Genomic DNA, 11,690 nt, shown 5'->3' with positions numbered 1-11,690 from the left:
TTGCAGCAGGCGCAGCGACTCGGCGAGCTGCGGCTGGCGAAAAGTGACGCCGGCCGGCGCCGGCTGCCCGCCCGGCGCGTAGATGTCCGTCAGCGTATCGAAGCCGCCGAGTTCGGCCCATTTCTGCGTGAGGAAATCGCCCTGGCTGGCGCTGCACGCGAAGCCCTGCTCGGCATGGCCGAGCGCGGGCTCGAGCAGCTCGCGCCAGGACACACGCCCGCCCCACTGGGCGTGGCTGAATGCGTGCGCAGCACCCCATACCGACACCAGGCCGGCCACCGTATTCGCGGCATGCGGCCCGCGCGCGGGGATCGCCCCCAGGCCTAGACCGGCATAGAACGCCGGCGTATAAGCCTGGCCGGCGGGCCCCGCACCGTCGAATCCGGTCAGGTTTCCCCACTGGTCGCTGAGCAGCCAGAAGCCGTCGCCGCCCAGGCTGTTCATGTGCGGATAGACCACGCAGAGCGTGGCGCCGACGGCGAGCGCCGCTTCGACGGCATTGCCGCCGGCGTCGAGGACGGCCTTGCCCGCGGCGGTGGCCAGATAGTGCGGCGAGGTCACCACGCCGCGCGAGGACTTGGCGTAGCTGCGCGTCATACGCTTGCGACCGGAAACAGGCAGGCGACCTGCCGGCCCGCATCGTGTGCCGTCAGCACCGGATCGGTTTCGCGGCAGGCGGACTGCGCCTGCGGGCAGCGCCCGGCGAAACGGCAGCCCTTGGGCAGATCGACCGGGCTCGGGATTTCACCACTCAAGGAAGCCTTGAGCGGCATGTCGAAACGCGGAAAGGCCTGCAGCAGCGCGCGCGTATAAGGATGGCGCGGCGTATTCAGGATGGCCTCGGTCGGCCCCTGCTCGACGATGCGCCCCAGATAGAGCACGGCGATCCTGTCACACAGGTAGCTCGCCACACCGAGGTCGTGCGTAATGAACACCAGCGTGATGCCGGATTCGCGGCACAGCTCGCGCAACAAATTGAGCACCTGCGCCTGCACCGAGACGTCGAGCCCCGCCACCGACTCGTCGGCCAGGATGACCCGGGGCTCGGCGGCCAGCGCGCGGGCGATGGCGACGCGGCGAATCTGCCCGCCGGAAAGTTCGCCGGGAAAACGCTGCAGCAGGCCGGCGGGCAACCCGACGCGCTCGATCAGCGCGACGACGCGATCGGCGATCGCGCTTTCCTCGCACAAGCGATGCAGGCGGATCGGCTCGGCCAGGATGTCGGCGATGCGCATGCGCGGATTCATCGAGCCGCGGGCGTTCTGGTAGATGAACGCCACCTCGCGGGCGAAGCGTTTCCGCTCTTCGGCGTCGAGCTGGGCGAGGTCGCGCTGCCCGTACAGCACGCGACCGTCGCTGGCCGGTTCGAGGCCGAGCATGAGGCGGATCAGCGTCGACTTGCCGGAGCCGCTTTCGCCAACCAGGGCCAGCGTGTCGCCGCGCTGCAGTTCGAGGCGCACGCCGTCGAGCGCCTTGAGCTTGCGGGGCGTACGGTTGAGCCAGCCGCGCCCACGCAGTTCGTAAGTGCGTTCGACATCCAGCAGGGAAAAAATGGGAGCTTGCATGGGGGGTACCTAATCGATGAACCAACAGGCGACCTGGCGGCCGTCGCGCGTTTCGGGCAGCGGGCGCCGCTCGCCGCAGACTGCCTGCGCCTTGGGGCAGCGCGGGGCAAAGCGGCAACCGGCGGGCATGGCGTCCAGCGGCGGCACCTGGCCGGGAATGGGTACCAGTGTCCGCGACCCCAGTTCGACCACGCACGACTTGAGGCCGCGCGTATAGGGATGCAGCGGCGCGGCGAGCACGCGCTCGCTGGGGCCCTCCTCGACGATCTGGCCGGCGTACATGACCGCGATGCGGTCGCACACCTGGGCGCCGAGGGCGAGGTCGTGGAGCACGAAGATCGCGCTGGAATTCAGCTCACGCACACGGTCGAGGATGAGCTCCATGATCTGCGCCTGGATGGTGACGTCGAGCGCGCTGGTGGGTTCGTCGGCGAGCAGCAGTTCCGGGTTGCAGGCCAGCGCGATGGCGATCATCACGCGCTGCTGCATGCCACCGGACAGCTCGTGCGGATAGGCATCGAGTCGCAGGCGCGGTTCGGGAATGCCGACGCTCTGCATCAGCGCGGCGGCGCGTTCGCGGCGGTCCCATTTCGACAGGCCCAGATGCCGCTTCAGCGGCTCGGCGATCTGCTCACCCACCGTGAAACAGGGATTGAGGGCGGCGGTCGCGTCCTGGAAAATGAGGCCAATCTTGTTGCCGCGCAGGCGGCGAAACTCGGCTTCCTTCAGGCTGGTGAGCTCGGTGCCGCGAAAGCGCAGGCTGCCTTCCAACTGCACTTCGGGCGCGCGCAACAGGCCGATCAGCGCCATCGCGAGGGTGGATTTTCCGGCCCCCGATTCGCCGATCAGGCCGAGGGTCTCGCCGGGCTGCAGCGCCAGGCTGACGCCATCGAGCACCACGGCCTTACCGCGCCGCAGGCTGAAATCGCGCACCTCGAGCAGCGGCGCCTGGCCGGCTGCCTGGTCGGCCGCCTCGGGGGTCAAAGCAACAGCAGCGTCCATTTAAGCGTCCTTCCGGGTATTGGGGTCGTAGGCGTCGCGCAGGCCGTCGCCGAGCAGATTCAATGCCACGAGCAGGATCGCCAGCGCCACGCCGGGCACCCCCGAGATCCACGGCGCCATGGTGATGAAGGCGCGGCCTTCGGCGATCATCAGGCCCCAGTCCGGGGTCGGCGGCACCACGCCGATGCCGAGGAAGGACAGGCCCGATTCCAGCAGGATGGCGATGCTGACGCGCATCCCGGCCTGCACCAGGATCGGCGACACCACATTGGGCAGCACATGGCGCCAGATGACCGCTGCAGTCGGCACGCCCATCAGCCGCGCGGCTTCGATGTAGGGTTGGTTCTTCACCTGCAGCACGTCGCCGCGGGTCATCCGCGCGAAGGGACCGACGAAGGACAGCGCCAGCGCATAGACGACGTTTTCCGTCCCCAGGCCGAGCACCGCCATGAAAGCCATCGCCAGGATCAGTTCCGGGAAAGCGAGCAGGCCGTCGACGATGCGCATCAGCACCCACTCGGTGCGCCCGCCCATCAGCCCGGCCGCGAGGCCGATGGCGACGCCGGCGACCAGGCCGAGGGCGACCGAGGCGAAGCCGATGATGAGCGCCAGCTGCGCGCCGTAAAGCAGCCGCGAATAGAGATCCTGGCCGTAGGAATCGGTGCCCAGCCAATGCGCGGCGCTCGGCCCCTGCAGCGAGGCCATCAGGTCCTGGGCGGCCGGGTCGTGGGTAGCGAGCCAGGGCGCGAATACCGCCGCGATGACATAGACCGCGATGATGGCGAGGCCGACCAGGGCGCTGTGCTGCCGCAGCAGCGGCTGCAGGAAGCGCCGCTTCCATTGCGACGCCCCGGACAAAAGCGTGATTTTGAGTGCGTCTTGCATGCTTAGCGCCTCCGCAGACGGGGATCGAGGAACTGGTAGGTCTGGTCGACCGCGAGATTGACCGCCACGAACAGCAGGCCGGTGAGCATGATGCCCGCCTGCACCACGATGTATTCGCGGTTGAGCACCGCCGTGGTGACCATCATGCCGAGGCCGGGCAGCGCGAACACCACCTCGGTCATCACCGCGCCGCGCAGCATGCCGCCGAGCTGCAGGCCGATGACGGTGACCAGCGGCATCAGTACGTTGCGCATGCCGTGCACCCACACCACGCGCCAGCCCGGTTCGCCGCGCGCCCGGGCGGCCGCGATGTAGGGCTGGCCCAGCACTTCGAGCAGACTGGAGCGGGTGATGCGTGCGATCAGCCCGACGTACCAGGCGCCCAGCGTGACGGCCGGCAGGGTCAGATACCACAGCCCCTCCCAGAAATCCTCCCAGGGTGCGACGAAGCCCAGGGCGGGGAACCAGCCCAGATCGACGCCGAATACCCAGATCAGGATGATGCCCAGATAGAAGCTGGGAAAGGCGTTGCCGCCGATCGCCAGCGTGGTCGCCAGCACGTCCACCCAACTATTGCGGTAGAGCGCGGCCAGTACCCCGGTGGGGATACCGATCAGCAGTGCAATCAGCAGCGAAAATGCGGCCAGCGTCAGCGTCACCGGCAGCGCCTGCAACACCGCCAGTTCGAAGATGTCCTGGTTGGTGATGTAGGAGGTGCCCCAGTCGCCGCGCACGAAATCGGCCAGCCATTTTCCGTACTGGAACAGCACGGGCTGGTCGAGACCGAGTTCATGGGTCAGCTGGTCGTAGGACGCCTTCGAATAGTCCGAGCCCAGCATGATGCTCACCGGGTCGCCCGGTGCCAGCTTCAGAAAAGTGAAGCTGGCTGCCGAGACGATCAGCAGCACCAGCAGGGTCTGCGCCAGCTTGGCAGATACAGCCTGGAACATCAGCTCAGCCAGACCGAATGCAGGTTCAACAGATCGACCGGGATGTACTGGAAGCCCTGCACCCGCTTGCTGAGGATCTTGAACACCTTCATGTGGGCGAGCACCGCGAGCGGGGCGTCGGCCATCAGCAGATCCTCGGCACGGTTGTAGAGCTTCTTGCGCGTCGCCTGGTTGAGCGTGTCCTGTGCCTCGGAAAGCAGCTTGTCGAACTCCTTGTTGCTGTAGCCGACGAAGTTCCAGGGCTTGCCGCTGTGCCACTCGGGATAGATGGTCTCGTCCGGATCGAGGTCGGCGATCCAGGCCTCGTCGTACATATCGAAGTCGCCGCCGTTACGCCGCTTGGTCCACACGGCGCGGTCGAGCAATTCGATCTTCGGCTTGATGCCGATCTTCTCCAGCATCGGCAGGATGAGCTGGGAATTGCGCGTACCGCTGCCGCCCGAGCCGGTGAAGCCCTGGCTCACGATGTAGACCGGGTTGACCTCGCCCTGATACTTGGATTGCTTGCGGTATTCCGTCGCCTTCTTCAGGTCGAAGCGCTGGCCGCGCCCGCTCTTGCCGATGTTCTTGTCGTAGAAGCCGGTCATCGGCGGCGAGATGCAACTGAAGGCGGGAATGGCCTCGCCGAAGTAGCCTTGCTTGACGATGGTGTTGCGGTCGATCGCCGCGGCCACGGCCTTGCGCAGCATCGGGTCGTCGAAGGGTGCGCGGCGATTGTTCATGCCGACGAAGCTGTAATTGCCCTCGACCTCACCGTAGACCTTCAGCTTGGGATTCGCCTTCAGCTGCGGGATGAACTGGAACGGCGACAGGCTCATGCCGTCCACCTGTCCCGCCATCATCGCCGCCACCGCAGCGGTCGGCTCCTTGATCAAGAGGATCTGCACGCCGTCGAGATAGGGCAGGCCCGGCTCGAAGTAGTCGGGGTTGCGCTCCAGGGTGATCGACTCGTTCTCGCGCCAGCCGGCGAACTTGAACGGACCGGTGCCCACCGGATTGCGGCCGAAAGCCTTGCCGTACTGCTCCACCGCGCGGCGGCTGACGATGGTGCCGGCGCGGCCGGTACTGCCGGTGAGCGCCACCGGCAGAAAGGCGTAGGGCTTGGAGAAGCGCATGCGGAGGGTGGACTCGTCGACGATGTCGATGCCGGAAAGCGTTTCGAACTTCCACGCATGGGGCGAGCCGACCGCGGGATCCTTGACGCGCTCCAGGCTCCATTTCACCGCGGCAGCGTCGCACGGATCGCCGTTGTGGAATTTGACCCCCTTGCGCAGCTTGAACACGTGGGTCTTGTCGTCCGGCATATCCCACGTCTCGGCCAGGTCGGGTACGAAGGACACCTTCTTGCCGTCGTAGGCCACCTTGAGCAGGCCGTTGAAAATGTTGTTGAGGATCTTCACCGAGCCCAGCGAGGCGGTGAAATGCGGGTCCAGCGTGTCGACCGCGTCGATCCACGCAAGCTTGATGGTGCCGCCCCGCTTGGGCGCGGCCGCCATCGCGCTCTGCACCAGCGAGCCGCCCATGATGGCGCTGCCCGCGGCCAAGCCGGCGCCACTCCCCATCAGTTTCATGAAGCTGCGGCGGGTCATCCCGGCAGCCAAGACCTCGGCAAGTTTGTCCTTGTGAGACTGTTCAGACATGGTTTTCTCCTAACAATTGATACGGTTGATCAACAGCAACGCAGGAGCAACTAGCAAGCCATGTGCCAGGCAGAAAATGACAACTCAACACAATGTTTTTATTGTGATATTTTTTAACCACCCCCTTCCACACCGCAAATTCATCCCGTTGCACGCACCACGATATGGCGACCTGCACCCTATGCCGAATTGAACATTTGTAAGATTTAATGACGTATTTTTCTTACAAATGCATGGCTACGGCCATACACAGAAATGTGGCGGCATTTGCGGGGAGGTTTTCCGGCCGTTTGTTAGATCGGCGGCGAAAAGGGCTGCGGAGAGTCGGCGCAGATATGGTGCAAGTGGCGCAAGCGAGCCCGCTCCTTTAATCTGGATTCCCTGTATAGCGTCCCTGGGTGATCAGTCGTTCCCGTTGTTCAGCGTGAGATCGTAAATCCTCGACTGAAGCGGCTTTTTCATTTCTTCGATTTCGTTGTATCGGGCCAGGAGCTGGTCAGCCTGCTGGAACAGGCTTTCCTCACGCAGGATTGCATTTTTCCGTGCCGCGACCATCTCGTCGTAGTTCACGATCTGCCCGTTTGGTTGAGCGGGAATGGGCATGCCGTAGAGCGGCGGAAAGTTGCCACGACGCGTGGCCTGCACCATCTGGAATTGCTGATAGACGGCCTGCTGCTGCTGACTGAGCATATTCAAGGCACTGTAGAGCTTTTCCAGCTCGGCTCCATCGTCGGCGGCGACAGCGAAACTCAGCGGTATCAGTAGCAATGTATAGATAAGGCGGCGCATCACTCCTCCAGTGGCTGAAGCGGTTGCACCCATTATAGAAACGCACCGAAGCTGTGGCACCCACGCAGCTTCCCTGCCCTTCCTTCCGGTTGTGCGCCGCAGGCCTGGCCTACGACCCGAACCAGAACGCCGTGTCCTTCATCAGAAACTCGACGTGTGGCATGTAATGCGAGCCGTCGCATGAAAATGTCACGCTCACCATGCCGTTGAAAATATTGATCGAGGCCATGCGCAGATAAATGGTCGGGTCGGTGAGACGCAGGGCCTGCATGGTTTTGAGGATCCGGCCGATGGCGTGTTGCGGAATGTGCGCTTCGGCGGGATAGGCGCAAGTGGGATAGATCAAACAGATGTCGGGATCGTTCAGGGCCTCGTGGTCCAGAATGCGATAGCGAAACGGATCGTTCACGGTCCAGATCGTGGCCTGGCTGCTGGAAAAATGGATCTGGCATTGAAACACGCCGCATTGGGTGAGCAGTTCCTCCAGGATGGACAGCGCCTGTTCGATGTTGCCATCCATGCGACTTTCCACCCGGCTTTGCTGGAACACCGTGCCACGGATCGCCGGATCACCCTTCACCTGGCGCCAATAGCCGGGCTCGTCGTAGAGCGTAGACGTCACCGGCAGATTGCGCAGGTCGAAGTCGGCGCCCAGATAGCCCAGTGTCTGTCCATCGCATCTCACCACCTGGAGTGCCGTGAGCGAAGGCCGGTGCTGGTTCAGGCCAATGTAGGCATCCGAGAGCAAGAACCCCCACACCGGCACCGCCTCCTTCATGTACGGGCGTTGCGAGCGGTCGCGCCCAAGGTATCCCGGCAAGATCCCATTCTCGCCGACGTTGTTGCAGACCTGCACGCCGTCGGGACCCACGCAATACAGGAAAGAGCAATGCGGAATGCTGGAAAAGTGTTCGGCGAGAACCGAATCCAGCGCCTCGCGATTGCCCCATGCCGGCGCGCAACGCTCCGCCAATTGTCCCAGCGGCTCGCTCAGCATGCGCGCCAGTTCTTCCCGTTGCAGATAGATGCTGTCCTTCCACGAATTCTTCATGAATCCTCCATCATTCATCATCCATGGAGCGTGCCGTCGCCGTCTCGATGGGCACGACGCGCTCAGCCAGCCGGTTGGATGCGAGCGATCCGCAATGGTTCAGGCGGAACAAAACGATCCCATATATGGCCGATAGAAGCTGCGCCCGAACCCCTTATCAGATCGGCATTTTTTACAGCAGCAAACAATTGCTGCGAGATTGGTCTGGCAAGCATTTGTATTGATTGAAATTCAACATGCTGAAATGAATCGTGCGCATGGGCGGCCGATATTGATTCGGTCCGGGAATCCCACGAAATCCAGCTTTAGAGAGACAAAATAAGCAGCACACTGAAACTGCGATGGCGGTGGCCAACCAGTAGCGGTACAAAGCACCCACGCCAGGAGTCTGGTCAGTCAGTTTGCCCAGGTGAACGATGTACACCGGGCTGATGCGGGAGCAACCCGAAGCGACTCACTTTAGCTCTCGACACCCTCCAGCCAGCTTTGCACCAGCTCTGCGATTTGCCTGTCCTTCAATTTCGCGTTTTTCAATGATTGCCAAGTTGTAAAGCGCAACGCATGCCGCAGGGTGAGCTTCAACAACCTCCTTGCGGCCTGCGTAGTGCGCCATGCCAGTCCGAGGTCGTCAGCCACCTCGTCAAGATACGCCTCGAACCGGTCCATGGGCGCTTGCAGCGCCGCCACCTGGTCAAGGTCGCGATAGGCCGCGCGCCACATACTCTCGGTCTGGCGGTAGTACTGGTAAAAGGCCAATAAGGCAGCATAGCTACGTTCGCTGGGGTGCTCGATATCCGCCCACGCCGCCCGCTGCGGGGGGGGATGCAATTCCAGGTAACGGGTCGTACAGGCCTCGAACAGGCTGGCATCGTCCGGGAAATGGCGATAGACCGTCAGGCGCTGCACACCCGCCGCCGCTGCGATGGCGCTGATCGAGGTCTGCGCCGGGCCCAGCGTTTCGTGCAGGATCACGGTCGCTTCGACTATCCGAGCGCGCGTCTCGTCCTGCTGTTCCGCCCGGCGGGTCTTCGTGTATTTCCGCGTTTCCATATTAGGTGAACATACATGTTCATTTAATTGTTGACAAGCCCTGGCACCCGGCCTAAAGTTTATTTCAGTGAACTTTATTGTTCACTGATTAAAGGCTCGCGCCCGCACTCACAGACAGGGGAAAAAACCATGACCATCACCAATCAACAGTCCGGCACCAACGTGCAGGAAATCGCCGACGGGATCTACCGCATCAACACGCCCGTGGTCGACGGCGGCTTCGAGTTTTCGTTCAACCAGTACCTCATCGCCGACGATGACCCCTTGCTGTTTCACACCGGGCCGCGCCGGATGTTCGCGCTGGTGCGCGAGGCCGTGGCCAGCGTCCTGCCGATCGAATCGCTGCGCTATATCGGCTTTTCCCATGTCGAGGCTGACGAATGTGGCTCTCTCAATGACTGGCTCGCCGCAGCTCCGGGCGCCGTGCCCCTCTGTGGACAGGTGGCGGGCCTGGTATCCGTCAACGACATCGCCGATCGAGCCCCGCGCATCCTGCAGGATGGCGAGACGCTGGAACTGGGTAACCGCCGGGTGCGCTGGCTGGATACCCCGCATCTGCCACATGCCTGGGAATGCGGCCTGCTAAGCGAGGAACGCACCCGGACGCTGTTTTGCGGCGACCTGTTCACCCAGGGCGGAGCTCAGCTGCCCGCACTCACCGAGGCGGATATTCTCGGGCCCAGTGAGGCGTTCCGCGCGAACATGGATTACTTCTCGCACACGAAGTACGCAGGCGAGATGCTGGAGCGGCTGGCAGCGACGGCACCCGAAACCCTTGCCTGCATGCATGGCAGCGCCTGGCGCGGCGACGGTGCGCAGCTCCTGCGCGCGCTGGCCGACCGGCTCGTCTAAGGTCGGTCAGCCGTGCGCAGTTTAGGGTTCGCGATTCAGTCCCGCTCAGGTGCTTGCGGCATCCCCACCACCCGCGCCCGCAACTGGCCGCAACCGCCCTCCACATCCTGTCCCGCGGAGTGGCGCAGCTTGGTGAGCACGCCGCGCCGGTGCAGGCTGCGCGCCATCGCGGCCGCGCGTTCCCAGCTCGGACGGCGGAAGTCGAAGCCGTCGACGCCCTCTACGCTGTTGTAAGGAATCAGGTTCATCACCGCGTATTTGCCGGCCAGCAATTGGGCAATCCCGTCCAGCTCGGCCTCGCTGTCGTTGATGCCTTCGAGCAGCGTCCACTGGTATTGAATGGGGTAGCCGGTGCGGCGGGCGTAGGCCTCGCCCAGTTCCACCAGCTCGGCCGGCGCGATGTCGGGCGCCTTGGGCAGCAGGCGCCGGCGCAATGCGTGATCGGTGGTGTGCAGCGAAAGCGCCAGCGCTGGCTTCACGTACATGAGCGGCAAGCGCTCGAACACGCGGCGGTCGCCGACGGTCGAGAACACCAGATTCTTGTGACCGATGCCGCCTTCCACCCCCAGCAGCTCGATCGCCTCCAGCACGTTGTCCAGATTGTGCGCCGGCTCGCCCATGCCCATGAACACCACCTTCTTCACCGCGCGGCGGCTGCGCGCCAGCACCACCTGCGCGACGATCTCCGCGCTGCTCACCTGGCGCAGCAAGCCGGCGCGGCCAGTCATGCAAAACACGCAGCCCACCGCACAGCCAACCTGGGTGGACACGCACACGCCGTCGCGCGGCAACAGCACGGTCTCCACCGTCTGCCCGTCCGCCAGCGCCACCAGCAGGCGGGCCGAGCCATCCTCGCCGGCGTGCTCGGAGTGCACCCACGCCAGCGCGTTCAGTTCATCGAACAAGCCCGGCAGCTCATTGCGCACCGCCAGCGGCAGAAAGTCTTCGGCGCGCCGCCGCTTGGTGTCGAGCGAGCGACCCTGAACCCAGGCCCGCAGCACGCGCCCCTCATGGCATGGGGCCGCGCCCAGATCGCGTAGACGTTGTCGGAGTTGTGGGAGTCGCATGGTGGCGTGGAGGGTAGCACGGAGGAGGCTGCGGTCGGCTGCGGGGTGGACTGGCCGCCAGCGCTCAAACAATTACCGTGTATCTGGATGTTTTTCGAGCCATGCCTTGAGCATCGCCGGCGTTACATCACTGGGATAGCAAACCGGCGATGCACCACCGGGCCGGCTCCAAGCGCTATTACGGCCGCATCGTCTCCCGTTGCGCATGACACTGTCCGGGCATGGACAAGCGCCACGGTATGTCATCACGGATTCATCGATCATTTGCGCAATGATTTCGGCGTCTGCCTGCTCTGCAGCGTTTGCGGCATACGGCCAGAAAACGAAGAAGGTCGCTATCAGCCAGACTCTGTGAAACTTACGTCCACCTACAGGCATCCCTACCGTTCCTCAATGGAGCCTGAACTGACCCCATTAATCGCAGTGCTGCAAGCGGCACGTGACAAAGGAATGCGCCCGTTTCGGCCGTCCCTCTGGGGTGCAGCGAAAAATGAGTGTTAACACGCCCTAGCGATTCTGATAACGCTCCTCGTCCTCTTTTTTCTTCCGCTCATACGCTTGCTGGGCATCCTTGTCCTTTTGAACCTGGTCTTGTGGCACAGCCTTGTGGTCCTTAGCCTTGCCCTTCGGTTCAGATTGGGAGCGTTGCCGCTCCAGATCCTGTTGCTTCTGCTGTTCTTTCTGACGCTGTTGATCTAGCTGACGTTGCTGCTCTTTCTGACGCTGTTGATCTAGCTGGCGTTGCTGTTCTTTCTGACGCTGTTGATCTAGCTGGCGTTGCTGCTCTTTCTGACGCTGTTGATCTAGCTGGCGTTGCTGCTCTTTCTGACGCTGTTGAT

General features: G+C 63.4%; 12 protein-coding genes. 1 reads left to right on the top strand and 11 read right to left on the bottom strand.

From position 1 onward, the window contains the following. From IV098_RS09905 to IV098_RS09865, 9 genes are all read right to left on the bottom strand, one after another. Nucleotides 1-597: gamma-glutamyltransferase (locus IV098_RS09905; protein ID WP_296888638.1), on the bottom strand; the 597-nt coding region annotated here is incomplete at its 3' end. Next, on the bottom strand, nt 594-1,565 hold the full coding sequence (locus IV098_RS09900; protein WP_296888636.1) for an ABC transporter ATP-binding protein: 972 nt from the start codon (nt 1,563-1,565) through the stop codon (nt 594-596). The genes IV098_RS09900 and IV098_RS09905, both read right to left, overlap by 4 nt. 9 nt (nt 1,566-1,574) lie before the next feature. Further along, entirely contained in the window at nt 1,575-2,567 is a 993-nt protein-coding gene (locus IV098_RS09895) for an ABC transporter ATP-binding protein (protein WP_296888634.1), read from the bottom strand. Further along, complete coding sequence (locus IV098_RS09890) at nt 2,568-3,452, bottom strand: ABC transporter permease (protein ID WP_296888632.1); 885 nt, start codon at nt 3,450-3,452, stop codon at nt 2,568-2,570. It abuts the gene before it with no gap. 2 nt (nt 3,453-3,454) lie between these two features. After that, nucleotides 3,455-4,402: an ABC transporter permease gene (locus IV098_RS09885; RefSeq protein WP_296888630.1), complete on the bottom strand. Its 948-nt coding sequence runs from the start codon at nt 4,400-4,402 to the stop codon at nt 3,455-3,457. Continuing rightward, entirely contained in the window at nt 4,402-6,042 is a 1,641-nt protein-coding gene (locus tag IV098_RS09880; RefSeq protein WP_296888628.1) for an ABC transporter substrate-binding protein, read from the bottom strand. Before IV098_RS09880 ends, IV098_RS09885 begins: the two co-directional genes overlap by 1 nt. 402 nt (nt 6,043-6,444) lie before the next feature. Continuing rightward, complete coding sequence (locus tag IV098_RS09875) at nt 6,445-6,831, bottom strand: hypothetical protein (RefSeq protein WP_296888626.1); 387 nt, start codon at nt 6,829-6,831, stop codon at nt 6,445-6,447. 109 nt (nt 6,832-6,940) lie between these two features. Continuing rightward, nucleotides 6,941-7,882 carry a PDC sensor domain-containing protein gene (locus tag IV098_RS09870; protein WP_296888624.1) on the bottom strand — a complete coding sequence of 314 codons (942 nt, stop codon included), beginning with the start codon at nt 7,880-7,882 and terminating at the stop codon, nt 6,941-6,943. A 459-nt stretch (nt 7,883-8,341) separates the two neighbouring features. Further along, complete coding sequence (locus IV098_RS09865) at nt 8,342-8,932, bottom strand: TetR/AcrR family transcriptional regulator (RefSeq protein ID WP_296888622.1); 591 nt, start codon at nt 8,930-8,932, stop codon at nt 8,342-8,344. Nucleotides 8,933-9,061: 129 nt separating this feature from the next. Here IV098_RS09865 and IV098_RS09860 point away from each other — a divergent pair, with 129 nt between their 5' ends. Continuing rightward, complete coding sequence (locus IV098_RS09860; RefSeq protein ID WP_296888620.1) at nt 9,062-9,784, top strand: MBL fold metallo-hydrolase; 723 nt, start codon at nt 9,062-9,064, stop codon at nt 9,782-9,784. Nucleotides 9,785-9,819: 35 nt separating this feature from the next. Here the strand turns inward: IV098_RS09860 and IV098_RS09855 are convergent, their stop codons facing one another. Together IV098_RS09855 and IV098_RS09850 are read right to left on the bottom strand one after the other, a co-directional pair. Next, nucleotides 9,820-10,851 carry an RNA methyltransferase gene (locus tag IV098_RS09855; RefSeq protein ID WP_296888618.1) on the bottom strand — a complete coding sequence of 344 codons (1,032 nt, stop codon included), beginning with the start codon at nt 10,849-10,851 and terminating at the stop codon, nt 9,820-9,822. A gap of 507 nt (nt 10,852-11,358) precedes the next feature. Beyond that, nucleotides 11,359-11,690, bottom strand: a 332-nt coding sequence (locus IV098_RS09850) for a hypothetical protein (protein ID WP_296888617.1), incomplete at its 5' end; no start/stop codon positions are given.

Origin of the sequence: Thiobacillus sp. (genome assembly GCF_018780105.1) — a bacterium.
Taxonomy (GTDB): domain Bacteria; phylum Pseudomonadota; class Gammaproteobacteria; order Burkholderiales; family Thiobacillaceae; genus Thiobacillus.
The sequence above is the reverse complement of the archived record's forward strand: the minus strand, read 5'-3'. Positions and strand labels throughout refer to the sequence as shown.